Origin of the sequence: Sphingopyxis yananensis (genome assembly GCF_020687785.1) — a bacterium.
Classification (GTDB): Bacteria; Pseudomonadota; Alphaproteobacteria; order Sphingomonadales; family Sphingomonadaceae; genus Sphingopyxis; species Sphingopyxis yananensis.
The window spans coordinates 161,191-186,499 of sequence record NZ_JAJEWI010000008.1 but is presented as its reverse complement, the minus strand read 5'-3'; the positions used below and the strand labels follow the sequence as shown (position 1 = coordinate 186,499).

Genomic DNA, 25,309 nt, shown 5'->3' with positions numbered 1-25,309 from the left:
GGGCCTGTCATGACCATCGAATTGCTTTCGTCCAACCGCAGCCATGGCGGCGTGCAGGCGGTCTATCGCCATAACAGCGATGCAACGCACACACCGATGACCTTTGCCATCTTCATTCCAGATCACGCCGAGGGCGAAGAATTGCCCGTGCTATGGTATTTGTCGGGGCTGACCTGCACCCATGCCAATGTGATGGAAAAGGGGGAATATCGCGCGGCTTGCGCCCTGCAACGCGTGATTTTTATTGCGCCAGACACCAGCCCGCGCGGACCCGATGTGGACGGCGCCGATGTTGCTGACGATGCCGAAGGGGCATGGGATTTCGGCCTTGGTGCCGGATTTTATGTCAATGCGACCCAGCAGCCATGGGCCAAACATTATCAGATGCGCCATTATATTGAGGATGAACTGCCAGCCTTGATCGGCGCAGAATTTGCCGCAGCGGATATGGGGCGTCAGTCGATCATGGGGCATAGCATGGGCGGGCATGGCGCGCTGACCATGGGCCTGCGCAATCCATCACGCTTTCGGTCTGTGTCGGCTTTCTCCCCCATTGTATCGCCGCTGAATTGCCCATGGGGGGACAAGGCATTGGGGGGCTATTTGGGGCCAGATCGCGCCGCATGGGTGGAATATGATGCCTGTGCGCTGATTGCGGCGGGCGCGCGGCTGAACCATCTGTTGGTCGATCAGGGGGACGCCGATAATTTTCTGGAAAATCAGTTGAAAACCCATTTGCTGGTTGATGCCTGCCGTGATGCGGGGATGGATGCCACCATTCGGATGCAGGCTGGCTATGACCATAGCTATTATTTCATTTCGACCTTTATGGCCGACCATGTCGCTTGGCATGGCGAACGCTTGAACGCATAAATTTCGGGCAGTTTGATATAAAAGCGGGCGGCCTTTCGGCGCGCCCGCTTTCGCCTTTCATGGGACCAATATGATCGAACCGCTGGTTCGGCCTGCTTCCAAATCCGCATGTGCTTGTGCGGCGTCGGTCAGGGCATAGCGATGGTTGATGTGGATCTGCACCTTGCCGCTGCCGATCATGTCGAACACGCGGGCTGAGCCAAGGGCGCGATCATCCGGTTCCAGATAATAGTCAAAGAAGGATGGCCGTGTCACAAACAAGGAACCATGGGCCGCCAAACTGCCCAAATTAACGCCCGTCACCACGCCGCCCGCGTTGCCATAGCTGACCAGCAAGCCGCGCCGCGCCAGTGATTTTAACGAAATGTCCCATGTGGCCCTGCCGATGCCGTCGAACACCACCGGCACGCCCTTGCCATGGGTGATTTCGCGCACGCGGGCGGCGACATCTTCGTCGCGGTACAGGATCACATGGTCGCAACCCGCTGCTTTGGCGGCGGCGGCTTTTTCAAGGGTGCTGACCGTGCCGATCATCACCGCGCCAATCGCTTTCAGCCATTGCACCATGATCAGGCCGACACCGCCCGCCGCAGCGTGGACTAGCACCGTCCAGCCCGCTTGGACCTTGGCACAGCGGTCCACCAAGGCTTCGGTGGTACAGGCTTTTAGCAAGCTAGCGGCGGCAATATCGGGGCTGATGCTGGCAGGCAATTTGAACAATGTGTTGGCGGGCAGGTTGGCCCCGCTGGCATAAGACCCGCCCGCATAAGCAAAACTGGCGACCGCATCGCCCACCGCAAAGCCTGTGACATCGGGGCCGATGTCGGTGATGACCCCCGCTGCTTCACGGCCAAGGCCGGTCGGCATGCGCATCGGATAGGTGCCGTCGCGGTGATAGGTGTCGATATAATTGACCCCCACCGCCTGATGGCGCACGCGCACCTCGCCGCTTTTGAGCGGCGGCAGGTCGACGCTGTGCCATTGGATGACATCTGGCCCACCGGGGGCGGCGACAATGGCTTGTTGAATTTGCATTTGCCCATCCTGCCGATGCCAAACCCAAAAGAAAAGGCAGCCGAGCAAAAAGCTGGGCTGCCTGTTCCAATTTATCGTTCACTTGCCGGATAAGCGGCAAGCGCGGTGTTACGTGCTAAGCGTAAAATGTTAAGCCTTAGCCACGACCGCGTGCAGGCTTGCCCTTGCCGCCAAAGGGGGCACGGCCGCCCTTGAAGCCGCCGGGCTTGCCGCCAAAGCTGGGGCGATCACCACGGGGGGCACGATCACTGCGTTCGCGGGCACCGAAATCACGACCTTCACCACGGCCACCTTCGCGCGCGCGCAGCGGCGGACGCGGACCGCGATCACGGTCGCCGCCACGGCCTGCATAGCCGCCGCGATCACCACGATCACCGCCGCGTGGGCCATTATCACGGCGCGGGGGATAGGTGGGGCCTTCGGGGGCTGGGGCGATGTTGACGCCGCTTTCTTCGTCACCATCGACATTGGCGGTGCGCTGAATCGCTTCGGCGAAACGGTCGGCAATGGCGATGGGGATGTTGAACATTGTTTCATTGGGGCCAATGCGAATGGCGCCAATTTCATTCTTGGTGACATGACCACGGCGGCACAGCAAAGGCAGCAACCAACGTGGGTCGGCATTCTGACGGCGGCCAATGTCCATACGGAACCAGACGCTATCTTCAAATTGTTCGCGGCGCTCAGGACGCTCGCCGCGCTCTGGGCGTTCGCCGCGCTTGCCGCCGTCGATCAATTCTTCGGGCGGGGGCATGGTGCCGCGTGCCGCAGCAACCAAAGCGGCGGCGATATCTTCTGGGGTGCGTTCCGCCAGCAGCTTCTTGCCCAGTTCCAGATCGGCTTCTTCATGCTCTACCGGCGTCAGCAGCTTTTCGAGCAGGCGTTCACGGTCCTTTTCGCGCACTTCTTCGGCGGTCGGGGCGTTCATCCATTCTGCTTCGATGCGTGCACCGCGCAGCAAGCCGTCAACGCGGCGACGACGTGGGTAAGGCACGATGATTGCGGCGGTGCCCTTCTTACCGGCACGGCCCGTGCGGCCCGAACGGTGTTGCAGGGTTTCGGCGTCACGGGGGATTTCCACATGCACAACCAGCGTCAGCGATGGCAAGTCGATGCCGCGTGCGGCAACGTCGGTCGCAACGCAAACACGGGCGCGGCGGTCGCGCAGGGCTTGCAGCGCATGGTTGCGTTCCGACTGGCTATGCTCACCCGACAAAGCCACGGCAGCAAAGCCGCGTTCGATCAGGCTGCTGTGCAGGCGGCGAACATTGTCGCGCGTGGCGCAGAACAAGATAGCGGTTTCGGCTTCGTGCAGACGCAGCAGGTTAATCACCGCGCCTTCGATGTCCGAAGGGGCAACCGTGATGCATTGATAGCTGATGTCGCCATGGCCACGGTCGTCACCAACGGTCGAAATGCGCAGGGCATCCTTTTGGTAACGCTTGGCAAGCTGGGCGATCTGCTTGGGCATGGTGGCCGAGAACAGCAAAGTGCGGCGCGTTTCGGGCGTGCCATCCAGCAATTCTTCCAAATCTTCGCGGAAGCCCATGTCCAGCATTTCGTCGGCTTCGTCCAGCACGGCCACGCGCAAAGTCTTGAGGTCCAAAGCGCCGCGTTCATAATGGTCACGCAAACGGCCCGGGGTGCCGACAACAATGTGCACACCTTGGTTCAGGCTGCGGCGTTCACGGCTGGCGTCCATACCGCCAACGCAGGTGGCGATGCGCGCACCGGCTTTGGCATAAAGCCATGTCAACTCCCGGCTGACTTGCAGGGCCAGTTCACGGGTTGGCGCAATAACCAGAGCCAGCGGCGAAGCTGCGAAAGGCAATTTGCCGTCTTCGAGCAATTCATTGGCCATCGCCAAGCCGAATGCGACGGTCTTGCCAGAACCGGTTTGTGCCGATACCAACAGGTCACGTCCTGCGGTTTCAAGCTCGCTGATCTGTTGTTGAACGGGGGTAAGCGCCTCATAGCCGCGAGCCGTGACGGCCTCTGCGAGCAGGGGCGGAAGATGATCGAATGACATGGTCGTTCCAAATAGTGGCGCTCCACCGAAATTGGCGGAAAACGCTGGGGGAGAGGTTATATCGCCTGGCCTGCCGCGTATCCGCTGGCCCAGGCCCATTGAAAATTATAGCCGCCCAGCCACCCGGTGACGTCCACGGCTTCCCCGACCGCATAGAGGTTTTTTACAGCTTTTACCATCATTGTTTGCGAAGATAATGCAGCCGTCGCAATTCCGCCCACGGTGACCTCTGCTTTCGCATAGCCTTCGGTGCCATTCGGGTGGAAGGTCCAGCGGCGTAACTTTGCTTCGGCATCGCGCAATTTTGCGTCGGTTATCGTGGATAATTCGCCGTTTAGGCCCAAACGCTGGACCAAGATTTGGGCCAGTCGATCGGGCCACATTTGCCCCATGATGGTGGAGAATTGGGCACGTGGTCGGGCCTGTTTTGCCGCGACCAGCCAGTCTTTTTCCGTATCGGGCAGGAAGTTAATGGCAATAGATTCGCCCGATTTCCAATAGCTACTGATTTGAAGAATCACTGGACCGGACAAGCCGCGATGGGTGAACAGGGCGGCTTCGCGGAAACTGGTTTTGCCGGATGATGCTTCGACAGGGGCGGCGACGCCGCTGATGTCGCGGAACAACACATCATCGCCGCCCAAGGTCAGGGGAACCAAGGCGGGACGCGGTTCGACGATTTTGACCCCAAATTGACGGGCCAGATCATAAGCGAAACCCGTTGCGCCCATTTTGGGAATGCTCGGCCCGCCCGTGGCAATAACAAGGGCGTCGGCGGTGAAGCGGCTGGGACCGAAGGTCAGGCAGTAAATTTCGTCGGCGTACTGCACATCGCGTACGTCATGGCCCAAGCGGATATCCACCTGACCCTTGGCGCATTCTTCCATCAGCATGGCGACGATTTGCTTGGCGCTGCCATCGCAGAATAGCTGACCCAGCGTTTTTTCATTATAAGCGATGCCATAGGCATCGACCATTTCGATAAAGTCGGCGGGCGTATAGCGGGCCAATGCGCTTTTGACGAAATGCGGATTGGCGCTGATATAATTTTCAGGCCGCGCATGGATGTTGGTGAAATTGCACCGACCACCACCGGAAATGAGGATTTTCTTCCCCACTTGATCGGCATGGTCCAGCAGCAGCACACGCTTGCCGCGCTGGCCAGCGGTGGCGGCGCACATCAAGCCTGCTGCGCCAGCGCCCAGCACGATGGCGTCATAATGATTGGCAGGGGTCATAAAATCTCAGCGTAGCTTGGCGATGGGCAGGCCATCATCCTTTGCTCGATTTTTCACGCTTTCTTCGCTGCGGGTCAGCGCCTTGGCAATGGCTTTTAAGGATGCCCCTTTTTTGGCCAGCATATGCAGTTTCTGGATTTCCGCCGTGGTCCACGGCTGTTTATGGCGTTCGAATTTTTCTTTCATGCCTGCACCTTTGGGTCGGCCTGTACCGACAAAATTTCAATCACATCGTCGCGGCCTTGGAAGGACATAAAATCCCCTGCCTCCGCATTCATCAGCGCCCGTCCTAGCGGCGCGCTGAAGGCGATCAAGCCTTGATTGGGTTCGGATTCGTCATGCCCAACGATGGTCAGGCTGCGCTCGCGCCCATCCAGCACAAAGGTGACGCGGCTGCCGATGCCGACATGGCCGTCCTTGGGCGTGGGCTGAACATCGGCGGTGGACTGGCGCGTGGCGAAATAGCGGATGCTGCGCAGAATTTTCTTGCGCGCTTCCTCATCCGTTTCCGCTTCGGCCGATGCTTTGAGGGCCGCCAGTTTCTCAACAATCAAGCGCAGTCCGCGCGGAGTCACCAAATTGGGGCCGACCGGAATGGGCAGCTCATATTGGGGTTCCATATGTTCATCGTCGCTTTCGCGGCGAAAGGCTACGCTCATGGTTTATACTCTGCCATCTTGGTCGTCGGGGGGACAGCGCGGCCAAATTGCGGCGGCGTTCATCGCCGACACGCGGCGCGCGCCGTGGACAGGCTGTATATATAAAGGCTGCGCCCAATGCGCAACGCTGGCCTGTGTCCGCGATTTTCCGCGCCTATAATTTCCTCACGCTAATTTCTATGGTGCCCCCAAAGGGAACCATGTCTATGATCGGCAGGTTCGCTGAGTATCGGTCCATAGGGTGGCCATAGCGAGGAGCAGTTATGAGCAGATATTTTGCACGCGCGCTGATGACCGGCGCTTTGGCGGTGGTGACTTTGACAGCCTGTCAGCCCGATGCGCCCAACAAGGCGGCCAATCAAGACACGGCGAACCAAAATGGCGCCAGCTCATCAGGCCCAATGGCCAGCGGCGATGACATTGTGCGTGATTTCAGCCTGAGCAATTTTACCCATATTGAACAATTGGGAATTGACGAGGTGAAGGTGCGCCAAGGGGCCAATTTTGCGGTGCAGGCCAAGGGGCGGCAGCAAGATTTGGACCTGCTGGATTTGCGGGTGGAAAACGGCAAGTTGATCGTAGCGCGCAAATCCAAGCTGACCACCAATGGCAAGGGTGTCGACATATTGGTGACCATGCCCAAGCTGAGCAGCATCGCGCTGCGCGGTACGGGGGATGTGGATGTGGACATTTTGTCGGGTGACACGGTGTCGGCGCTTTTGGCTGGGGCCGGCGAAATTAGCATTGACCGCGTCACCGCCAAAAGTGCCGCTCTGTCGATCAGCGGCGCCGGGGATTTGGAAATTGACGCTGGCACTATCGACACGGGTGATTACCGCCTGACGGGCGCGGGGAATTTGGACGCCGAAAAATTGCAAGCCAAGCAAATAGCCGTGACCTCATCGGGTGTCGGTTCCGTGACGGCCCATGCGAGCGGTGCGGCCAAGGTCAGCTTGCTGGGCGTTGGGGACGTAACCGTGACAGGCGGCGCCAAATGCCAGACCACGAAGCAAGGGGTTGGCACAGTTCGTTGTTAAACCATTGTTAAAAATGACATATATGACGCAGCATGTGACAGCGGGCGGCTTGCTTTCCTATGTCGCCCGACCTGCTGCGCTGGGCAACGCTAAGATAGGCGGGGCGGGGCTGGCGCGCTGGACGTTGGGCGCTGCGGCGTTGCTGGCGGCGGGCTTGGCGGTGCCCAGTGTCGCCGCCGAAAAACGCTTTGGCTTGACCAGTTTTGAACGGGTCGAATTGCTGGTCGATGCGAATGTTGAGATTATCCCCGAGGCCCCAGTGTCAGCGCTGGCGACCGGCGATCAAGACGCCTTGGACCGTTTGGTGATGGAGACGCGGGATGGCCGATTGGTCATTTCCATGCGGCGCTATGCGGGTGATGACAAGCGGGTGGCGCGTTCGGGGCCGCTGCATCTACGCCTTTATGCGCCAAGCTTGCGTTCCATATCGGTGGTGGGCGCAGGGACGGTGCGGGTGGGCCGATTGCGCGGCCAGCGGGTGATGATTGCGCTGCAAGGGCCGGGCAGCATTGATGTGGCCGATATTACGGCCGATCAGTTGGCGCTGAACATGGTTGGCAATGGCCGTATTCGCGCGGCGGGCAAGGTGAAGCAAGCCCAGATGAATTTGGCAGGGGCCAGCCAGTTACAGGGCGCGGCTTTGCTGGTGGACGATGTGACCTTGCAAAATGAAGGCGCGGGCGATCATCATTTGACGGTCCTGAAACGCGCCAAAATCACGTCACGCGGCGCAGGGCGCATCGCAATCGACGGACGGCCTAGCTGCGCTGTGGAAAATATGGGCATAGGCAGCGTGATTTGCGGCCGCAAATGATGCGGCGGTTTGCCCGTTTCGTGGATGATGAGCGTATTTCAAAGGGCGTTTGACGCGGCGTCCATCTGTTTGGATTTACGGACCAGCAAGGATGGGAAGAAACGCGAAAGCAGGTTCAGGCGCTTGGCCAATTTGCCGACAGGGGTGTAGACTTTGTTGCTGTGCACGGCCTTCCACGCGGCTTCGGCGACCGAGCTGACGGGGCTGATTTCCATGCCGCTGGACCGTAATTTTTCCGATGCGGTTTCGTTGCTGTCGCCCGTCACCTGATCGAGCAAGGGCGTGTCGATAAAGCCGGGCATGAGCGAGCAGACATGCACATCATATTTGGCGAATTCGACATTCAGCGCCTCAGTTAGGCCGCGCACTGCAAATTTTGTGGCGGAATAAAGTGCGAGGCCAGCGGTGCCATAAAATCCGGATGCCGAACCGGTGTTCAAAATCACGCCCTTGCTAGCCCGCAAATAGGGCAGGGCCATGATGACGCCATTGACCACCCCGTTAAAGTTGATGGCGATCAAGCGGTCCGCTTCTTCGGCGGGCATATCCGCAAATTGTCCGCCTGTGCCAATGCCTGCATTGTTGAACAAAGCGTCAAAGCGTCCGCCTGATGCCGAATGGAAATCGCGCAGCGCCAGCGCCCATTGATCGCGGTCGCGCACATCCATGACATGGCGGGAAAATTGCCCCAGTTGCAACGATGATGCGGTATCATCCAAGGATGCGGCGTTAATGTCCGCCAAGCCGACAAACCAACCCCGCTGCGCAAAATAGCGCGCCGTGGCTTGGCCAATGCCGGACCCCGCACCGGTGATGAAAATGGCTTTGGCTGTCATGACCCTGCTCCCCCGCTACTGACATATTTGTATATTGAATCGGCGGGTGATGGCTGTCAATCAACCTTTATTGTCGCTCGCTGCGGCATGAAGGCCCAAGAAATGAGGGGGCGAGGCGATGGAAGCGTGGCCGCGAAATGGGCGTGGCACTGGACACTGATGGTGGTTTCACCCTATATTCATCGACGATCATGCCATAAGCTGAATTTTATGGCTATCGAGAGGGGCGATTCTTGCGGTTTTTGTTAACCCTGTTGGCATTGCTGTCCGGTCTGAGTGTATCGGACCGTGCTGTTGCTGCGCCGGTGTCACCCGCAACAATGGGTGCGATGGTGTTGCTGGCCGACACCGCAGGGCAAGCCGAAAATCAAGCCGCACGCCGCCGCGCGCCCGATGTCAAAGCGGACCGACGCAAGGCGAGTGTTTCGCCCCGTTCTGGCCGCAGCGCGGCCCCCATGCATTTGCCTGGCCTGTTGCCCGGTGTTGACCGCGCGATCGAATAGCTGCGGCTTGCGCACTGCCCCATCGGGCGGTGCTTTTTTCATCGAAATTTGGCCGATTGGCCGTGCGCGGCATGTCCGCATAAACTGAATATTATTTCCAAGGATATCCGAATGTTTTCTGGCTTGGTGAAGAATCTTTTTGGTTCATCCAACGAACGTTATGTCGCTGGCATCCGCAAGATTGTGGATAAAATCAACGCGTTGGAACCGCAAATGCAAGCGCTCAGTGATGAAGCGTTGCAGGGGCAGACCATATTGTTCCGCGACCGTTTGCAGGCTGGTGAAACATTAGAGCAAATTTTGCCCGAAGCCTTTGCGACCGTGCGCGAAGGGGCGCAGCGCGTCTTGGGGATGCGCCATTTCGACGTTCAGTTGATCGGCGGCGTGGTGCTGCATCGCGGGGAAATTGCCGAAATGGCGACCGGCGAAGGCAAAACCTTGATGGCGACGCTGGCCTGTTATTTGAACGCGATTGAGGGCAAGGGCGTTCATGTTGTGACGGTGAACGACTATCTGGCCCGCCGCGACGCGGAGCAGATGGGCCTACTCTACAGCTTTTTGGGGCTGACCACCGGCATCATCGTTCCCAATATGAACGAGATGGAACGCCGCGCCGCCTATAATTGCGACATCACCTATGCCACAAACAATGAATTGGGCTTTGATTATCTGCGCGATAATATGAAGTTTGATCGGGAACAAATGGTCCACCGCCAATTTAACTTTGGCATCGTGGACGAAGTCGACTCGATTTTGATCGACGAAGCGCGCACCCCGCTGATCATTTCTGGCCCGACCGACGACAAGACGGAAATGTATATTCGCGTCAACGACGTCGTGCTGAAATTGGGTGAGGATGATTATGAAAAGGACGAAAAGTCCAAATCGATCAACCTGACCGAGGACGGCACCGAACATGTCGAGCAATTGCTGGCCGAGGCTGGTTTGCTGCATGGCGGAAACCTGTATGACATTGAGAACACGCAGGTTGTTCATCATGTCAATCAGGCGCTGAAGGCGATCATCATGTTCCGCGCCGACACGGATTATATCGTGAAAGACGGCAAGGTCGTGATTATCGACGAATTTACGGGCCGTATGATGGATGGCCGCCGTTGGTCCGATGGCTTGCACCAAGCCGTTGAAGCCAAAGAAGGCGTGAAGATCGAGCCGGAAAACCAGACATTGGCGTCGATCACCTTCCAAAATTATTTCCGCATGTACCCCAAATTGTCGGGCATGACCGGCACCGCGGCGACCGAAGCGGCGGAATTTTTTGACATTTACAAGATGAATGTCGTCACCATCCCCACCAATCGCCCGATTGCGCGCCGCGATGATGAGGATGAATTTTACCGCAATATCACCGACAAATTCATCGCCATTGCGCGCACCATCCGCGATGCCAATGAGCGTGGTCAGCCCGTGCTGGTCGGCACGGTGTCGATTGAAAAGTCGGAATTGCTGTCGTCCTATTTGGAAAAAGAAGGCGTGGCGCACAGCGTTTTGAACGCGCGTTTCCACGAAAGCGAAGCGGGCATTGTCGCGCAGGCGGGCCGGTTGGGCGCGGTGACCATCGCCACCAATATGGCGGGCCGCGGCACGGACATTAAGCTGGGCGGTAACGAAGAATTCCGCATCGACGCGGAATTGGCTGACCTGCCCGAGGGGCCGGAACGTGATGCCGGTATCGCCCGTATTCGCGCCGAAGTGAGCGAAGAGCGTGAAAAGGTTCGCGCGGCGGGCGGTTTGTTCGTGTTGGCTACTGAACGCCATGAAAGCCGCCGCATCGATAACCAGCTGCGCGGTCGTTCGGGCCGTCAGGGTGACCCTGGCCTGTCGAAATTCTATCTGTGCTTGGACGATGATCTGCTGCGCATCTTTGGTCCAGAAACCTTGTTCAGCAAGATGATGAACAAGACGCTGGATGAAGGCGAAGCCATTGGGTCCAAATGGTTGTCGAAAGCAATTGAGCAAGCCCAGCGCAAGGTCGAAGCCCGCAACTATGACGTGCGTAAGCAGGTCGTCGAATATGATAACGTCATGAACGACCAGCGTAAGGTTGTTTATGAACAGCGCGGCGAAATCATCGACAGCGAAACCGTTGCCGAAGTGATGGACGATATGCGGATCGAAACCGTCAATGCTTTGGTGGGCGAAGCCTGCCCGCCGGGAAGCTATCCTGAGCAATGGGATATCGAAGGGCTGAAGGCGCGGGTTGAAAATGTCCTCGACCTGACCCCGCCGATTGACGCGTGGATGCAAGAAGATGCGGTTGAGCCGGAAATCTTTGAAGAGCGTCTGCAAGCCTTGGCCGAAGAACATGTCGCCGCCAAGGCTGGCAGCGTTGAGGCTGAGACATGGCGCAGCGTGCAGAAATCGGTGCTGCTGCAAACGCTGGATCATCATTGGAAAGAGCATTTGGCGACGCTGGATGCGCTGCGTCAGGCTGTGTTCCTGCGCGCTTATGCCCAGAAACAGCCGATTAACGAATATAAGCAAGAAGCGTTCGGCCTGTTTGAGCGGATGTTGACACATATTCGCGAAGACGTGACCCGCACCATAGCGCGCATCGAATTCCGCACCGAAGAGCCGGAGCCGATGCCGTTGCCGGAACTGCCCGATTTCTTGACCACCCACATCGACCCGTTCACGGGCGAGGATAATAGCGCGGATATTGACGCGGGCACGCGCGGATTGATTTCTGACAGCTTGCCGCCGCGTCAGGTAGCCCATGCCCCTGCGGGTGCGGGCGACAACCCCTATGCGGGGATGGAGATCAGCCGCAACGATCCATGCCCTTGTGGGTCGGGCCGCAAATATAAACATTGCCACGGCGCCGTGTAATATAGGCCAGCCGACACCGCGTGACAGCGATCAGACCCCGCGCTATCCAACCGTGATAGCGCGGGGTTTTTCGTGGCTGGCCGGAGCATGGGTTTGGTGGATGGCTTTGGTGCACCCAAGATAAGGGATATTATGCGGCGACAGGGGAAAATGGCGGTGCTGTTTGGCGTGCGCATCTGTGTAGCCATCGGCGGGCTGGTGGAGCCAGCCAAAGCGATGGTGCCAGATCAAACGGGAACGCTGGCGGCGTCGGTGCAACAGAGCCGGATGCTGCGCGCTCAACCTTGGACGATCCAATCAGACCGCCTTTCGTGCCAGTTAAGCCAAGTTTATGGCGCTGGTGATCAGACGATCACGTTGCATCTGAACCAATCTGTTGTGATGGGCCACGCGAATTGGAGCGTGGTTGGCAAGCCAATGGGGGATGCGCCCGCTGATTTGATGCTGCGCGTCACAAAGCGGCCTGCATCGCAAAAGGGCAAGATATTCACCGCCAAGGCGGCGTGGACCGATTGGTATGGAACAGCGGAGTGGCGCTGGGATGATGAGGCCATACCGCCAAACCTTGATGGCATAGACGCGTTGGAAATTGAAGCTGCGCATTTGCCGCCCTTTGTGTTGGACCGTGGGAAATTGGCCCAAGGGAGCGCGGAACTGGCGAAATGTGCGCTGCGCCAGCGCGGGGCGCTTGGGTGGAATGAGGCGGTGGTGCAAAAACCGAAACCGGTTATCAATCCAGGGCAGTGGGCGACGAATGATGATTATCCGTCGCAGGCATTATATAACGGAGCGGAGGGGACGGCGTCATTTTTGCTGATGATCGCGGACGACGGCAGTGTGACAGACTGTCACATTGTTGGCACATCCCATAATGATGATTTGGACACCGCAACATGTGCCTTGACCATGGAGCGGGCGAAATTTCATCCCGCTAAAAATGCCAAAGGAGAAGCGGTGCGCAGCCAATATTATAACCGCATACGCTGGCAAATACCGGACTAGCGGCGCGCGGGGACGGGCGGAAATTGCCCCGTTGGGGATATGGTTTTGGAATAAAATCATGCTTTTCTGCGTGCTGTGTTGCAGCGGTATGGTTGGCTGCAGAATCGACCGCAGATTCATTCAAAATATTACACCAATTTGTGAACCGTCCGGACCGTTGGGGCGTATCCACCCTTGAAAGAAGGGAGATGGGATGTTGGTGGCAGAATGGAATCCGCGCTGGGTGTTCATGGTACCAGCAGCAAGCGTGGCCATATTGTTGCTATATTGGCTAGCACCCTCGCCATTGACGGTCGCTGCGCTTTGTTTCGGGTTAATCGGGGCTGTGGTGGCTGCCGTTCACCATGCCGAGGTGATCGCTCATAAGGTGGGGGAGCCATTTGGCACCTTGGTTCTGGCGCTATCGGTGACGATCATCGAAGTGGCGCTGATTATATCGATGATGCTGTCGGGCGGGCCAGAGGCGATGGGCTTGCCGCGTGATACGGTGTTTGCCGCCGTGATGATCATCTTGAACGCCATCATTGGGTGCAGCTTGATTGTCGGTGGGTTGAAGCATCGGGAACAGATATTTCATGTCGAAGGCATGACGGATGCGCTGGGAACCATGGCGGTGATCGTCGTCATCGCGTTGGTGTTGCCAAATTTCCTGACCAGTTCTGCTGGCCCGACTTTCAGCCCGCCGCAATTGCTATTTGTGGCGGCGATGACCTTGTTGATGTTTGCGGCCTTCACCTTGTTTCAGACGATGCGGCACCGCGAATATTTCGCCGCAGCGGTTGTTGGGGAGGATGGGCAGGATAACGGTCCACGCCCCGATAGTGGCACGGCGATGGCCAGTTTGATGATGCTGCTCTTGTCCTTGGTGGTTGTCGTGCTGAGCGCCAAGGGGATTTCGCCGTCCCTAGAGGTCATCTTGAACCGGCTGGGGGCACCCGCGTCCGTGTTGGGGATTGTGATTGCGACCATCGTCTTGATGCCGGAATTTGGGGCGGCGATGCGGGCGGCGGCGCAAAATCGCATTCAGGCCAGCCTGAACTTGGCCATTGGTTCCGCCATTGCCAGCATCGGTTTGGTCATTCCCACGGTTGCGGTTTTGGCGGTGGTGATGGGCTGGCCGCTGGAATTGGGGCTGGATAGCAAATCCATCCTGCTATTGGCGCTGTCTTTATTTGTTGTCGCGCTGTCGTTGCGGACCGGCAAGACCAATATGCAGCCGGGGATCATTCATTTGCTGCTGTTCGCGGCCTATTTATTTTTCAGTTTCAGCCCATAAACGCGCGGCGAAGGGCAAGAGAAAGGGGAGCAGGCGCAAGGTGCCATGCTCCCCCCTTTTTTGTCAGGACGCCGCGATCAACGGTTTTGGCGACCCTCGATCAAGCCATCGACCAAGCTGGGGTCAGCCAAGGTGCTGGTATCACCCAAGGACCCAAAATCATTTTCCGCAATCTTGCGCAAAATGCGGCGCATGATTTTGCCCGAACGCGTCTTGGGCAAAGCGGGGGTGAATTGGATATGGTCGGGTGTGGCAATGGGGCCGATTTCCTTGCGGACTTGCTGCTTGAGCGCGGCAAGGATTTCGTCCGTTGGCTCAACGCCCGCATTCAGCGTAACATAGCTGTAAATGCCCTGGCCTTTGATATCATGCGGGAAGCCGACGACCGCCGCCTCGGCGACCAGATCATGCAGAACCAGCGCGCTTTCCACTTCGGCGGTGCCCATGCGGTGGCCCGATACGTTGATCACATCATCGACGCGGCCGGTGATGCGCCAATAGCCATTCGCATCGCGGCGGCACCCGTCGCCGGTGAAATATTTGCCCTTATATGTGGCGAAATAGGTTTGGATGAAGCGGTCATGATCGCCGTAAACCGTGCGGGCTTGACCCGGCCAACTGTGGGTGATGACCAAATTACCTTCGGACGCGCCGCCCGTTTGTTCATCGACCAACACTGCGCCTTCGGCATCAACCAATTGCGGGCGGATACCAAAGAAAGGTTTGCCCGCGCTGCCCGGCTGCATTTTATGCGCGCCGGGCAGGGTGGTCATCATAATGCCGCCCGTTTCGGTTTGCCACCATGTGTCGATCACCGGCACGCGGCCTTTGCCGACGACGTCATGATACCAGCGCCACGCTTCGGGGTTGATCGGTTCGCCCACGCTGCCCAGCAAGCGGATGGAGGACAGGTCATGCCGCCTCACATAATCATCGCCCTCGCGCATCAAGGCACGGATGGCGGTGGGGGCGGTATAGAGGATGTTGACCCCATATTTATCCACAATCTGCCAGAAACGATCATGATCGGGATAGTTGGGCACGCCTTCGAACATCAAGCTTGTCGCGCCATTTTGTAGCGGCCCGTAAACAACATAGCTGTGGCCGGTAACCCAGCCGATATCGGCGGTACACCAGAAAATTTCACCAGCGCGATAATCAAACGCATAATGGAAAGTGGTGGCGGTCCAGACGGCATAGCCGCCGACACTGTGCAATACACCCTTGGGGGTGCCGGTCGATCCGGACGTATAGAGGATGAACAGCGGGTCTTCGGCACTCATCGGCTCGCAGGGGCAGTCGGTCCCCACATCTTGGCTGATATCGTGATAATAATGATCTCGGCCATCTTCCATCGCGACTGCGCCGCCGGTGTGGGCGACAACCAACACGGCCTTGACATCCACCCGTTCCAAAGCCTTGTCGACATTGGCTTTCAGCGGAATAACCTTGCCGCCGCGCTTGCCCTCGTCGGCGCAAATTACCCAATCGCTGCCGCAATCCTGAATGCGGCCCAAAATCGCGTCGGGCGAAAATCCGCCGAAAATGACGCTATGCACCGCACCGATACGGGCGCAGGCAAGCATGGCAAAGGCCCCTTCGGGCACCATGGGCATATAGATGGTGACGCGGTCGCCCTTTTTGACGCCCATTTTCTTGAGCGTGTTGGCAAAGCGAATGACGTCGGCCTGCAATTGGGCATAGCTGATGATGCGCGACGGCGTGTCCGGTGAATCTGGTTCAAAGATAATGGCGGTGCGATCGCCGTGCCCCGCCGCAACATGCCGGTCGACGGCATTGTGGCACAGGTTCAACTGACCATCTTCAAACCATTTGATATCGACGGGGTCAAAGGACCAACCCGCGATTTTCGTTGGCGCTTTCACCCAGTCCAGACGTTTGGCTTGTTCCGCCCAAAATACATCTGGGTCATCTATGCTTTGGGCATAGAGTCGATCATAGTCCCCCGCGCTGCAATGGGTTTGGGCCGCAGCCGATTCGGGAATGGAAACAAAGGGTTCAGACACAGGAACGTCGGACAAATATTCTCTCCCCATGGTGCGAAAATGAAACGCACCAGAAAACTCAGGGCAACAGCCTATCGCTGAAGCCGAAAATTGCAAAGGGATATAAGGCGTTGCCCTGTGGAATGGCAACGGCCGAGTTGGTCATGGCGCGATGGCGTTTCGCGCCATGACAGATGGCAATGATGCTGTGTCTATGCGGCTTGCCACAAACTCCCTTTTTCACCCATGCTGATGATCTGGCCCGTGGTGCCGACCGGATTGGCGCTGGCGCTGGTGAGGAAATCCAACATCGCGGCATCCGTGATATCGACATGGGCCAAGCTGCGCTCATCCGCTGGGGTGCGGGCCACCACCACGCCGGCACGCGGCGCTCCGTCGCGGCCATAAAAGATGGTATAGCTTTCGATGGTGGCTGGTCCGGTATAGCCTTTGTTTAACGGGGGGACGGGGCCACGTTTTTCTTCGGCCTCGGCCTGATAGTCGAAATCTTGCGGGAAGCTGGCTGCGGCAATGGGTTGTTTGCCCAAGATGATGCAATGATTGTCGGTCGCAAAGCCGCCATTAGCAAAAAGAAAGCCATAGCGCCCCTCGGTCCGCAGCTTTTGCACCATCGAAACCACAGCATGGCTCATATAATTGGCGATAGGGCCACCACCAAAGGTCAGGCCGCCAAAGACGGTCGCGGGCTTGTTCAGTGGCCAACCAAGGGTGCGGCGCGCCATTTTGGGCACGCAGGGAAAGCAGCTATACAGTTCGACACAATCAAAATCATCGACCGACAATTGGTTGAGGGTCAGCGTGCGGTTGATGCTGGTTTCCATGCTGACGCTGCCATCATAGCGGTCGCGGTGCAAAATGCTGGCGGGTTCTTTGGCTGCCGCGCCCATGCCGACATAGATCAGACGGTCTTCGGTTATGCCAAGGCGGCGTGCTTCGGCAAGGCTGGCGACCAAAAAGGCAGCGCCCTGATTGACGCTGCTGTTGGCGACCATCAGCTTGCTATAGGGAAAGGCGATGGGGCGGTTGTTTTCATTCACCGCCAAAATATCGGCGGGCGACATGGGTTTACGTATCCATGCCCCCTCATTTTCGGCGGCCACCTCGGAGAATTGGGACCAAATAGCGGCGCTTTCCTCTTGCGCTTCGCTCAGGCTTTGCCCCCATGCCGCGCGGGTGGCATTTTCATAGAGCGGATAAACATCGACGGGCGCGCTCAGCCCATGGGCTTGCGCGTAATTGGGTTCCTTGCGGGTCGCCACCTGACGAATGGCATTATAGCTTTTGTCTTCGCCCATGGCGGCTTTTTTGGCGCGGCCAGCAGCGGTGCGCAGGGCTTCGCCGCCTGCAATGGCGGCCAGCTTAATCTCGCCCGCTCCGATACGATTGGCCGCTTCGTTCAGCAAGCGAATGGGCGTGTCGCCATGCGGCGCGGCGGATTGATAATTGATGGCCGGATTGGCCCCAATGGCGACGGCCAAAGGTTCGCACAATTTACCGAGCGCGTAAAAACTGATCTGGTCGACGATGGCGAGGCTGTCGATTTGGGCCAGCAAGCCGCCACCGGCGTCTGCATCGGCTTGCTTCAACGCCTCGACCATCAAGCCCAGACTGTCCAGACCCTGATCGGGATCCTGTGGACGGTCGTTGATCTGGCCAACGCCGATGATCACGGGGATGCGTTCAGGGTCTGTCATGGTCATTTTAGCGGGCCTTCCATTCTGGCTTGCGCTTTTGCGCAAAGGCGAGGGGGCCTTCGCGGGCGTCTTCGCTGGTGAACACGCTATTGCGTTCGCGGTGGTTGGTGGCCCAATCATCGGCTTCGGCGGCAATGGCTCCGTTCAAAATGCCCAACGCGACACGCTTGGATGCTTGGACGGACAAAGGCGCGTTGGCGGCGATTTTTTCGGCCAAGGCGATGGCGGTCGGCAACAGATCGGCCAGTGGCACCACGCGATTGGCAAAGCCATAGCGCAGGGCCGTTTGCGCGTCGAACGGATCACCGGTCAGCAAATGTTCCATGGCGATTTTTGGCGGCAATTGGCGTGCAATACGAAAGGCCCCGCCTGCCGCAGCGAACAAGCCAACCTTGACTTCTGGCAAGCCAAATTGTGCGTGATCGGCAGCGACCACCAAGTCAGCGGTCAGCGCGATTTCACAGCCGCCACCAAAGGCAAAGCCATTGACCGCGGCGATGATCGGCTTTGAAATAGGATGGGCGACGATGCCCGCAAAACCCCATGCGGCTTGTGCTTTGTCAGCAGGAATTAGCTGTTCACCGCGTGAAATGGCAACCAGATCGGCGCCCGCACAAAAGCTTTTTTCACCTGCACCGGTGATGATGACGGCGCGAATATCATTGTCAGCCTCTGCGGCTTCTAAGGCTTCACCAACACCGACATGCACCGCAGCATTCACAGCGTTGCGGGCTTCGGCGCGGTTGATCGTGATGATCATTACATGGCCTTTGCGTTCGGTCAGAACGGCGGCACTCTCAGTCATTGCGAATCTCTCCCTTTTGATAGGAGTTGGTATCGCGCTGACTTTACGTTTACGTCAACTGGAATTTGTGACAAATGGGTAAAAGAAAACCCCCGCGCCACGGGCGCGGAGGTTGCTTGCTGTTGTTCAGGCCGCTGTTTCGATGAAAATCGGGCACCGAACAGATGCAGATTGGTGGTTTAGATCGATTGGCCGGTCTTGGCCCAATCGGCCAAAAAGCCTTCGATGCCCTTTTCGGTCAGGATATGCTTGAACAGACCCTTGATGACCGACGGCGGGGCAGTCATCACGTCTGCGCCGATCTTGGCGGCTTCCAACACATGGATGCCGTGACGAACCGACGCGACAAGGATTTCGGTGTTATAGTCATAGTTGTCATAGATCAGGCGAATATCGTCGATCAGCTGCATGCCATCAAAGCCATTGTCGTCGTGACGGCCAACAAATGGCGACACGAAAGTCGCACCAGCCTTGGCAGCGAGCAGGGCCTGAGCCGCCGAGAAGCAGAGCGTGACATTGACCATGGTGCCGTCGCCGGTCAGCGACTTGCAGGTTTTCAGACCGTCAATGGTCAGTGGCACCTTGATGCAGACATTGTCTGCGATTTTGCGCAAGATTTCGGCTTCTTTCATCATCGTGGCATGGTCCAGTGCCACCACTTCGGCGGAAACAGGACCGTCGACCAATGCGCAGATTTCCTTGGTGACTTCCTTGAAATCGCGGCCCGACTTGGCGATCAGCGAAGGGTTGGTGGTCACGCCGTCCAGCAGGCCGGTGGCGGCCAATTCCTGAATGTCAGCGATTTCGGCGGTGTCGGCAAAGAATTTCATGGCGAGGCATTCCTGTTGGGGAAAGGGGTGAATGATTGATTCGATCTCGCTTCCCCCCTAGACCAAAGCGGTTCAAAACTGAACCGCTGCTGTGCTGGCAGGCGCCGCACAGGCGTTGGTTTTCAGGGGCGCGGTGCGCGGCATGGCCGCAGCGACCTTATTGACCGAGGACCAAGGCCCCAATCAGCAACGGATCGTTGGTGGCGCGGGGGTTGGCGCGGATGTTGGTTTCCTCGCGGCCAATGGCGCGGAAAATGGCGTCATTGGCTTTGGTTGATACATCATCGGCCAGCGCGCTGATGTTCACGCCGCTGCTGGCGCGCAGCAATTCGCTGACCACCGGATTGCGGGCGATGTCCAAGGCGTCGCTGATAGATGGGAAGATGGACGAAATCAGGCTGCGGCCCATGGCATTTTGCAAAAATTGGGTGGCGGCGGTTGGACCGCCCCGCAAAATGGCAACGGCATCGGTGATGCTGATCGTGCGAATGGCGTCGGCAATGATCGGGGCCGCGCGTTCGGCACCGCGTTCGGCGGCGCTGTTCACTTCGCGGGTCAGCCGGTCTTTTGCCAAAGATGATGTCAGCAGGCGGGACAGGATGTTGCCGCTGTTCCCCAATTGGGTGGGCAGGTCGATACGGGCAATTTGATCGTCATAAAAACCGCCCGGTTGCACCAAGGTCGCAATGGCGCGCTGGGACGACAGGCTGAGCAATTCGCGCACGGCGTCGGTCATCGTCCACCCACCCATGGAGGAGCAGGCGGGCAGGGCGAGCAGCGGCGCGCTGGCCAGCAGGGTCAAGATTTGGCGGCGATTGGGTTGCTGGGTCATGGGCAGCCTTTTTGGGTTGGCGGGCATAAGGGCGGGCGGGAAGCATAGCGCATAAGCGACCAAGGCGGGATCTGAAAAGGGGCCTGTATAGGCATGGCTTATATTCAGGGCTGGTGTTCAGCCTTTGTTCCTGTTACCCGAGCCGCTATGGCCAAAGCAAAACGTCAATATGTCTGTCAAAATTGCGGCTCTGTCAGCTATCGCTGGCAGGGGCAGTGCGGCGATTGTTCCGAATGGAATACCTTGGTCGAGGAAGCACCGCAAACCAGCTTTTCCGCCAAACATGACCTGAGCCGTGGCGGGCGGATGATCAAGCTGGAAAGCCTAAACCAAGACAGCGTCATGCCCGAACGGATGCTGTGTGGCATTGCCGAATTTGATCGGGCCATGGGCGGCGGATTTGTCGCGGGGTCGGCGACGCTGATTGGCGGTGATCCCGGCATTGGCAAATCGACTTTGCTGATGCAGGCGGCCGGAAAGCTGGCGATGGCGGGCAAAAATGTGGTTTATATCAGCGGCGAAGAAGCCGCCGCACAGGTGCGTTTGCGCGCCCAGCGTCTGGGATTTAGTCAGGCCCCCGTCGCCTTGGCCAGCGCGACATCGGTGCGCGATATTTTGGCGACGCTGGAAACGCAGCAGGCCGATTTTGTGGTCATTGATTCCATTCAGACGATGCACAGCGATGTGATCGACAGCGCGCCGGGCACCGTCAGCCAAGTGCGGGCCAGCGCGCAAGAGCTTATTCGTTTTGCCAAGGAAACGGGAACGGCCTTGGTATTGGTGGGCCATGTGACCAAGGACGGCACCATCGCGGGGCCGCGTGTGTTGGAACATATGGTCGATACGGTACTGGCCTTTGAGGGGGAGCGCAGCCACCAATATCGTATTTTGCGCGCCGTCAAAAACCGTTTTGGCGGCACGGATGAAATCGGCGTGTTCGCGATGGCCGATGATGGGCTGGGCGAAGTGGCCAATCCGTCCAGCCTATTTTTGACAGATCGCAACCAAGATGTGCCAGGGTCGGTGGTGTTTCCGGCCTTGGAGGGCACGCGGCCTGTGTTGGTCGAGGTGCAGGCGCTGACCGTGCGTTTGGCCAGCGGAGCGACGCCGCGCCGCGCCGTGGTCGGCTGGGACAATGGCCGATTGGCGATGGTGCTGGCGGTGCTGGAGGCGCGATGCGGCCTGCAAATGAACAATGCCGAAGTATATTTGAACATTGCGGGCGGATATCGTTTGACTGACCCTGCGGCGGATTTGGCCGTCGCGGCGGCTTTGGTTTCGGCCTTTACCGAACGGCCTGTGCCCGCCGAAACCATTGCTTTTGGCGAATTGTCCCTGAGCGGCGAAGTGCGCCAAGTTGCGCATGACGGACTGCGCCTGCGCGAAGCGGCGAAATTGGGATTTTCCAAGGCGTGGGGCCCCAGCGGGATGAAAGGCGTCAAGGGCATTGGGGTGAATGGTTTCTCTCGGCTGGGAGAACTCGTTGACCTGATGCTCGGTCGGGACTAGCGAGCGGATATGGATAGTTTGACAGCCTTGGATATTGCGGTGCTGGTGCTGGTTGGCGGCGGCGCTGTGCTGGGTTTTATGCGCGGGCTTGTGCAAGAAGTTTTGTCGCTTCTGGCATGGTTGCTGGCGATTTTGGCGGTGCGTTTCTTGCACGCGCCAGTTACCGCGTGGCTGACCCAATATGTCGAGGCATCGGGCGGGGCGGCCATGTTGGCCTTTGTTCTGCTATTTGGCGGCTTATTTCTGGTCGGAAAATTTGTGTCGCGCCGCATTGGCAAGGCCAGCCGGTCATCCTTTGTTGGCGGATTTGATCGCGGACTTGGTGCGGGCTTTGGCGCGGTTAAGGGCCTGTTGATCGCTAGCGTTGCCTTTATGGCGATCAGCCTGTTGTATGACATTGGCTATGGTGATGCGCAGCGTCCCGAATGGATGCGCGACAGCCGCACCTATCCGGCGCTGAGCGCGACGGGCGCGGCGATCAGCAAAGTGGTGGCAGAGCGGCGGGCCGAAGCGCGAGCAGCCGAAGCGGGACGCACAGGCAGCAACGAGCAACGCTGAGGCCATGAGCGCACCCCTGTATAATCGTCAGATTTTGATGTTGGCGGTGGAAAACGCCCAATATCCGCCGCTGACAGGGGCGCACTTGCACGGCGTGCTGCGATCCAGCATTTGCGGCAGCCAGATCAGCATGGATGTGGATTTGGATGCAGAGGGGCAAATTTGCGACCTGGGCATGGCCGTTCAGGCCTGTGCCTTGGGCCAAGCGTCCGCCAGCCTATTTGCGCGCCATGCCAAGGGGCGCGGACATGATGATATCTCTGCTGCTCGCGACCAATTGCTGGCGTGGTTGAGGGGCGAACATGCTGCCCCTCTCTGGCCAGATTTTGCGCAATTGGCAGCCGTCAAAGATTATCCAGCCCGCCACAGTGCGGTGATGTTGCCTTTTGATGTGGCGGTGATGGTGCTGGATGGCGCCGCCGTTTAAGGGCGCTTAGGGCAACACGCCGTCGGGCTGATTATAGGCCCAGCTTTTTTGTTCCCGCCGATGTTGAATGCGCCAGCCTTGGGCTGTTCGCACCAGTTCATCCCGATACCATAGGCCAATGAAAAATACGCGTTCGGCGCCTTCATGATTCATGACCATCGGGTTGAACAAAATGGTGCGGGCGCGGGCTGTGTCGCCAGAAATAATGATTTCGCTGGTGGTGGACAGATGCTGATAGGCTGGGAAATTCGTCATCGATTGGCCCAGAAAGGCCTTGGTTTCGTCCAAAGTGCCGATTGGTCCGCCGACTTCGCTATAATCAATGACGGCATCTGGCGTGAAGACATGGTCCAGATCATCCCAATTGCGGTCGTCAATTGCATAGGCATAGCGGGTAATTAAATCTTGAATTTCCGCGCGATCTGATAGCTGCTGCAACGTCAGCATCTGGCCTCTCCCTATATTTGTGATGATGAAAGGGGGCGGCGCTGGTCAGCGCGCCCCACACAATATCCTATTGGTCGCTGTCGAGAAATGCGGCGACCAGATCGAGGCCATATTCTTCGGTGACAAAAGATTGGCCAATGCCGCGCGCGAGGATCAGCGGCAATTTTCCGCCGCGAACCTTTTTGTCATGCGACATATGGGCGGCCAATATGGTCCCGTCGGCATTGACCTCGGCGCTTTCCAAATTATGGGGCAGGCCAACCGAGGCAAGGTGGGCGCGCACGCGCTGCGCATCATCAGCGGGGCACAGCCCTTGGGCGACCGAGAAACGATAAGCGAGCGCCATACCCGCCGCCACAGCCTCGCCGTGCAGCAGCAGGTCCGAATAGCCTGTTTCTGCCTCCAAGGCGTGACCAAAGCTGTGGCCCAAATTCAGCAGGGCGCGAATGTCTTGGGTTTCCCGTTCGTCGGCGGCAACGATGCGCGCCTTGGCGGACACGCTGTGGAAAATGGCATGGTGGCGGGCGGCGCTGTCACCGGCCAGCAAGGCGGCACCATTTGCTTCGCACCATGTGAAAAATTCGGCGTCGTCGATCAGGCCATATTTCACCACCTCGGCATAGCCCGCGCCCAATTCGCGGCGGGGCAGGGTGGATAGGGTGGTCGGGTCGATCAGCACCAAAGCCGGTTGGTGAAAGGCGCCCACCAAATTTTTACCCGCCGCGACATTGATGGCGGTTTTGCCGCCAACGCTGCTGTCCACTTGGGCCAGCAAGGTGGTGGGCAATTGGATGAATTGGCAGCCGCGCTTGACGATGGAACAGGCAAAACCGACCAGATCGCCAATCACGCCGCCGCCCAGCGCCAGCACATGATCGCTGCGTTCCACGCCTTCGCCAATCAACCATTCGGTCAGCTTGGACAGGCCGGCCCAGCTTTTCGTGCCTTCGCCTGCATCCAGCACCAAGGCCGATGTCGTAATGCCCTGTGCCTGAAGCGAGGATTCCAGCCGCGCCAGATAATGGGGGGCGACATGCTGGTCGGTGACAATCATCGTGCGGAGACGGCGCAGCAAGGGCGCGATATGGGTGCCCGCATCGGCCAACAGGCCATCGCCGATCAATATATCATAGCTCCGCGCGCCAAGCGCGACGGTCAGGCGTTGCATGTGGAAAGGGCCTCCAAAATAGCGCGAACCGTGACTTCATGCGGGTCGCTGGCAGAGCTGACGCGCAAATGCGCCAAGGCATAAATAGGATTGCGAACCTCGGCCAATTCGTGCAGCACTTCGGCGGCGTCGCGGTCCTTGAGCAAGGGACGGTGGCTGCGTCGGCCCACACGTTCGACCAAGGTTGGAATATCGGCGTCCAGCCAAATAGAGGTGGACTTGGCCTGTATAGCCGCGCGGGTTTCGTCGTTCATAAACGCCCCGCCCCCAGTCGCCATCACGCCCAGACCCATGTTCAACATGCGTTGAATGACGCGCCGTTCCAAATCACGGAAATGTGATTCGCCGTAACGTGCGAAAATATCGCTGATCGTCATGCCCGCTGCGCGTTCAATTTCGTCGTCCGTATCGGCAAAGCGCAGGTTCAAGCGTGTAGCCAAACGCCGCCCGATGGTTGATTTTCCGCTGCCCATCAGGCCAACCAGCACTATGGGCTTGGTTAGTTTCAATGACGGGAAATCGGTCAGCAGGCTTTTCGGGTTTTGCGTCATGATGAGCGTGGCTATACCGACACTATGGCATACGACAATGTTTTTGCTGCATGATAGCATATAAACGCATAGGAGGTGAGGCGCGGTAAATGGGTCGAAGTTGGAAAAATAGACGCTATTTTCGTTCCTTGCTGTGGATAGCTTTGTGTCTGGCAGGGCTGTTTGGCGTGGCTTATTATATGGGGCGGCCCATGCCAGCCCAAGAATTTGAGGTGGATGTGACGGATAAAATTGCCGAATGGGCCAGTTCCGCACCACCTTCGCCGGTGTCGGTGCGCCATGCCGATGAGATGAAATGAACAGGAAGCCTGC

The 25,309-nt window shown here is 58.2% G+C and carries 25 protein-coding genes; 11 read left to right on the top strand and 14 right to left on the bottom strand.

Features of this window, described 5'->3' with window-relative positions:
- Positions 1 to 9 precede the first annotated feature (9 nt).
- Positions 10 to 873, top strand: a complete 864-nt coding sequence (gene fghA, locus LKO31_RS09040) for an S-formylglutathione hydrolase (RefSeq protein WP_227689969.1) — start codon at positions 10 to 12, stop codon at positions 871 to 873.
- A 57-nt stretch (positions 874 to 930) separates the two neighbouring features.
- Here the strand turns inward: fghA and LKO31_RS09035 are convergent, their stop codons facing one another.
- From LKO31_RS09035 to LKO31_RS09015, 5 genes are all read right to left on the bottom strand, one after another.
- Complete coding sequence (locus LKO31_RS09035; RefSeq protein WP_227689968.1) at positions 931 to 1,908, bottom strand: quinone oxidoreductase family protein; 978 nt, start codon at positions 1,906 to 1,908, stop codon at positions 931 to 933.
- 136 nt (positions 1,909 to 2,044) lie between these two features.
- On the bottom strand, positions 2,045 to 3,937 hold the full coding sequence (locus LKO31_RS09030) for a DEAD/DEAH box helicase (RefSeq protein ID WP_227689966.1): 1,893 nt from the start codon (positions 3,935 to 3,937) through the stop codon (positions 2,045 to 2,047).
- 56 nt (positions 3,938 to 3,993) lie between these two features.
- On the bottom strand, positions 3,994 to 5,175 hold the full coding sequence (locus LKO31_RS09025) for a BaiN/RdsA family NAD(P)/FAD-dependent oxidoreductase (protein ID WP_227689965.1): 1,182 nt from the start codon (positions 5,173 to 5,175) through the stop codon (positions 3,994 to 3,996).
- 6 nt (positions 5,176 to 5,181) lie between these two features.
- Complete coding sequence (locus tag LKO31_RS09020; protein WP_227689963.1) at positions 5,182 to 5,361, bottom strand: hypothetical protein; 180 nt, start codon at positions 5,359 to 5,361, stop codon at positions 5,182 to 5,184.
- Positions 5,358 to 5,834 (bottom strand): GreA/GreB family elongation factor, encoded by a 477-nt coding sequence (locus LKO31_RS09015; protein ID WP_227689961.1) that lies wholly within the window; start codon positions 5,832 to 5,834, stop codon positions 5,358 to 5,360. The genes LKO31_RS09020 and LKO31_RS09015 overlap by 4 nt, the downstream gene beginning before the upstream one ends.
- Positions 5,835 to 6,097: 263 nt before the next feature.
- Between LKO31_RS09015 and LKO31_RS09010 the strand changes: the two genes are divergently transcribed.
- Both LKO31_RS09010 and LKO31_RS09005 read left to right on the top strand, forming a co-directional pair.
- Complete coding sequence (locus LKO31_RS09010) at positions 6,098 to 6,871, top strand: head GIN domain-containing protein (protein ID WP_227689959.1); 774 nt, start codon at positions 6,098 to 6,100, stop codon at positions 6,869 to 6,871.
- Between the two features lie 22 nt (positions 6,872 to 6,893).
- Positions 6,894 to 7,685 (top strand): head GIN domain-containing protein, encoded by a 792-nt coding sequence (locus tag LKO31_RS09005; RefSeq protein ID WP_227689957.1) that lies wholly within the window; start codon positions 6,894 to 6,896, stop codon positions 7,683 to 7,685.
- Positions 7,686 to 7,723: 38 nt separating this feature from the next.
- Here the strand turns inward: LKO31_RS09005 and LKO31_RS09000 are convergent, their stop codons facing one another.
- Positions 7,724 to 8,521 carry an SDR family oxidoreductase gene (locus LKO31_RS09000; protein WP_227689956.1) on the bottom strand — a complete coding sequence of 266 codons (798 nt, stop codon included), beginning with the start codon at positions 8,519 to 8,521 and terminating at the stop codon, positions 7,724 to 7,726.
- 233 nt (positions 8,522 to 8,754) lie between these two features.
- On the opposite strand from LKO31_RS09000, the gene LKO31_RS08995 reads away from it, so the two are divergent.
- From LKO31_RS08995 to LKO31_RS08980, 4 genes are all read left to right on the top strand, one after another.
- Positions 8,755 to 9,024, top strand: coding sequence for a hypothetical protein (locus LKO31_RS08995; protein WP_227689955.1), 270 nt, complete (start codon positions 8,755 to 8,757; stop codon positions 9,022 to 9,024).
- A gap of 111 nt (positions 9,025 to 9,135) precedes the next feature.
- Positions 9,136 to 11,871, top strand: a complete 2,736-nt coding sequence (secA, locus tag LKO31_RS08990) for a preprotein translocase subunit SecA (RefSeq protein ID WP_227689954.1) — start codon at positions 9,136 to 9,138, stop codon at positions 11,869 to 11,871.
- Positions 11,872 to 11,943: 72 nt separating this feature from the next.
- Complete coding sequence (locus tag LKO31_RS15085) at positions 11,944 to 12,873, top strand: energy transducer TonB (RefSeq protein ID WP_227689953.1); 930 nt, start codon at positions 11,944 to 11,946, stop codon at positions 12,871 to 12,873.
- Positions 12,874 to 13,066: 193 nt separating this feature from the next.
- Positions 13,067 to 14,149 carry a calcium:proton antiporter gene (locus tag LKO31_RS08980; RefSeq protein WP_227689952.1) on the top strand — a complete coding sequence of 361 codons (1,083 nt, stop codon included), beginning with the start codon at positions 13,067 to 13,069 and terminating at the stop codon, positions 14,147 to 14,149.
- Between the two features lie 77 nt (positions 14,150 to 14,226).
- Here LKO31_RS08980 and acs read toward each other — a convergent pair whose 3' ends face one another.
- From acs to LKO31_RS08955, 5 genes are all read right to left on the bottom strand, one after another.
- Entirely contained in the window at positions 14,227 to 16,206 is a 1,980-nt protein-coding gene (acs, locus tag LKO31_RS08975) for an acetate--CoA ligase (RefSeq protein ID WP_407699266.1), read from the bottom strand.
- A gap of 161 nt (positions 16,207 to 16,367) precedes the next feature.
- Positions 16,368 to 17,876: an acetyl-CoA acetyltransferase gene (locus tag LKO31_RS08970; RefSeq protein WP_320443488.1), complete on the bottom strand. Its 1,509-nt coding sequence runs from the start codon at positions 17,874 to 17,876 to the stop codon at positions 16,368 to 16,370.
- Between the two features lies 1 nt (position 17,877).
- Positions 17,878 to 18,675: an enoyl-CoA hydratase-related protein gene (locus tag LKO31_RS08965; protein ID WP_227689950.1), complete on the bottom strand. Its 798-nt coding sequence runs from the start codon at positions 18,673 to 18,675 to the stop codon at positions 17,878 to 17,880.
- A gap of 179 nt (positions 18,676 to 18,854) precedes the next feature.
- Positions 18,855 to 19,505 carry a fructose-6-phosphate aldolase gene (gene fsa / locus LKO31_RS08960; protein WP_227689949.1) on the bottom strand — a complete coding sequence of 217 codons (651 nt, stop codon included), beginning with the start codon at positions 19,503 to 19,505 and terminating at the stop codon, positions 18,855 to 18,857.
- Between the two features lie 157 nt (positions 19,506 to 19,662).
- Complete coding sequence (locus LKO31_RS08955; RefSeq protein WP_227689948.1) at positions 19,663 to 20,337, bottom strand: DUF4197 domain-containing protein; 675 nt, start codon at positions 20,335 to 20,337, stop codon at positions 19,663 to 19,665.
- A gap of 147 nt (positions 20,338 to 20,484) precedes the next feature.
- On the opposite strand from LKO31_RS08955, the gene radA reads away from it, so the two are divergent.
- Genes radA through LKO31_RS08940 form a run of 3 tightly spaced genes read left to right on the top strand, consistent with a single transcriptional unit; the run spans position 20,485 to position 22,831 of the window.
- Entirely contained in the window at positions 20,485 to 21,846 is a 1,362-nt protein-coding gene (radA, locus tag LKO31_RS08950) for a DNA repair protein RadA (protein WP_227690589.1), read from the top strand.
- Between the two features lie 9 nt (positions 21,847 to 21,855).
- On the top strand, positions 21,856 to 22,404 hold the full coding sequence (locus tag LKO31_RS08945) for a CvpA family protein (protein WP_227689947.1): 549 nt from the start codon (positions 21,856 to 21,858) through the stop codon (positions 22,402 to 22,404).
- A 4-nt stretch (positions 22,405 to 22,408) separates the two neighbouring features.
- Positions 22,409 to 22,831, top strand: a complete 423-nt coding sequence (locus tag LKO31_RS08940; RefSeq protein WP_227689946.1) for an iron-sulfur cluster assembly scaffold protein — start codon at positions 22,409 to 22,411, stop codon at positions 22,829 to 22,831.
- 6 nt (positions 22,832 to 22,837) lie between these two features.
- Here LKO31_RS08940 and LKO31_RS08935 read toward each other — a convergent pair whose 3' ends face one another.
- From LKO31_RS08935 to LKO31_RS08925, 3 genes are all read right to left on the bottom strand, one after another.
- Positions 22,838 to 23,278, bottom strand: coding sequence for a nuclear transport factor 2 family protein (locus LKO31_RS08935; protein WP_227689945.1), 441 nt, complete (start codon positions 23,276 to 23,278; stop codon positions 22,838 to 22,840).
- Between the two features lie 67 nt (positions 23,279 to 23,345).
- A complete protein-coding gene (gene aroB, locus LKO31_RS08930; protein WP_227689944.1) occupies positions 23,346 to 24,446 on the bottom strand; it encodes a 3-dehydroquinate synthase in 1,101 nt (366 codons plus the stop codon).
- Positions 24,434 to 24,997: a shikimate kinase gene (locus LKO31_RS08925; RefSeq protein WP_227689943.1), complete on the bottom strand. Its 564-nt coding sequence runs from the start codon at positions 24,995 to 24,997 to the stop codon at positions 24,434 to 24,436. The genes aroB and LKO31_RS08925 overlap by 13 nt, the downstream gene beginning before the upstream one ends.
- 167 nt (positions 24,998 to 25,164) lie before the next feature.
- On the opposite strand from LKO31_RS08925, the gene LKO31_RS14975 reads away from it, so the two are divergent.
- Entirely contained in the window at positions 25,165 to 25,296 is a 132-nt protein-coding gene (locus LKO31_RS14975) for a hypothetical protein (protein ID WP_265104605.1), read from the top strand.
- The last annotated feature ends 13 nt before the right edge of the window (positions 25,297 to 25,309 follow it).

What these genes read in the sequence shown, in the direction of transcription:
- fghA (WP_227689969.1), top strand. Translation starts at nt 10, where the DNA reads ATGACCATCGAATTGCTTTCGTCCAACCGCAGCCATGGCGGCGTGCAG.
- LKO31_RS09035 (WP_227689968.1), bottom strand. Translation starts at nt 1,908, where the DNA reads ATGCAAATTCAACAAGCCATTGTCGCCGCCCCCGGTGGGCCAGATGTC.
- LKO31_RS09030 (WP_227689966.1), bottom strand. Translation starts at nt 3,937, where the DNA reads ATGTCATTCGATCATCTTCCGCCCCTGCTCGCAGAGGCCGTCACGGCT.
- LKO31_RS09025 (WP_227689965.1), bottom strand. Translation starts at nt 5,175, where the DNA reads ATGACCCCTGCCAATCATTATGACGCCATCGTGCTGGGCGCTGGCGCA.
- LKO31_RS09020 (WP_227689963.1), bottom strand. Translation starts at nt 5,361, where the DNA reads ATGAAAGAAAAATTCGAACGCCATAAACAGCCGTGGACCACGGCGGAA.
- LKO31_RS09015 (WP_227689961.1), bottom strand. Translation starts at nt 5,834, where the DNA reads ATGAGCGTAGCCTTTCGCCGCGAAAGCGACGATGAACATATGGAACCC.
- LKO31_RS09010 (WP_227689959.1), top strand. Translation starts at nt 6,098, where the DNA reads ATGAGCAGATATTTTGCACGCGCGCTGATGACCGGCGCTTTGGCGGTG.
- LKO31_RS09005 (WP_227689957.1), top strand. Translation starts at nt 6,894, where the DNA reads ATGACGCAGCATGTGACAGCGGGCGGCTTGCTTTCCTATGTCGCCCGA.
- LKO31_RS09000 (WP_227689956.1), bottom strand. Translation starts at nt 8,521, where the DNA reads ATGACAGCCAAAGCCATTTTCATCACCGGTGCGGGGTCCGGCATTGGC.
- secA (WP_227689954.1), top strand. Translation starts at nt 9,136, where the DNA reads ATGTTTTCTGGCTTGGTGAAGAATCTTTTTGGTTCATCCAACGAACGT.
- LKO31_RS08980 (WP_227689952.1), top strand. Translation starts at nt 13,067, where the DNA reads ATGTTGGTGGCAGAATGGAATCCGCGCTGGGTGTTCATGGTACCAGCA.
- acs (WP_407699266.1), bottom strand. Translation starts at nt 16,206, where the DNA reads ATGGGGAGAGAATATTTGTCCGACGTTCCTGTGTCTGAACCCTTTGTT.
- LKO31_RS08970 (WP_320443488.1), bottom strand. Translation starts at nt 17,876, where the DNA reads ATGACCATGACAGACCCTGAACGCATCCCCGTGATCATCGGCGTTGGC.
- LKO31_RS08965 (WP_227689950.1), bottom strand. Translation starts at nt 18,675, where the DNA reads ATGACTGAGAGTGCCGCCGTTCTGACCGAACGCAAAGGCCATGTAATG.
- fsa (WP_227689949.1), bottom strand. Translation starts at nt 19,505, where the DNA reads ATGAAATTCTTTGCCGACACCGCCGAAATCGCTGACATTCAGGAATTG.
- LKO31_RS08955 (WP_227689948.1), bottom strand. Translation starts at nt 20,337, where the DNA reads ATGACCCAGCAACCCAATCGCCGCCAAATCTTGACCCTGCTGGCCAGC.
- radA (WP_227690589.1), top strand. Translation starts at nt 20,485, where the DNA reads ATGGCCAAAGCAAAACGTCAATATGTCTGTCAAAATTGCGGCTCTGTC.
- LKO31_RS08945 (WP_227689947.1), top strand. Translation starts at nt 21,856, where the DNA reads ATGGATAGTTTGACAGCCTTGGATATTGCGGTGCTGGTGCTGGTTGGC.
- LKO31_RS08940 (WP_227689946.1), top strand. Translation starts at nt 22,409, where the DNA reads ATGAGCGCACCCCTGTATAATCGTCAGATTTTGATGTTGGCGGTGGAA.
- LKO31_RS08935 (WP_227689945.1), bottom strand. Translation starts at nt 23,278, where the DNA reads ATGCTGACGTTGCAGCAGCTATCAGATCGCGCGGAAATTCAAGATTTA.
- aroB (WP_227689944.1), bottom strand. Translation starts at nt 24,446, where the DNA reads ATGCAACGCCTGACCGTCGCGCTTGGCGCGCGGAGCTATGATATATTG.
- LKO31_RS08925 (WP_227689943.1), bottom strand. Translation starts at nt 24,997, where the DNA reads ATGACGCAAAACCCGAAAAGCCTGCTGACCGATTTCCCGTCATTGAAA.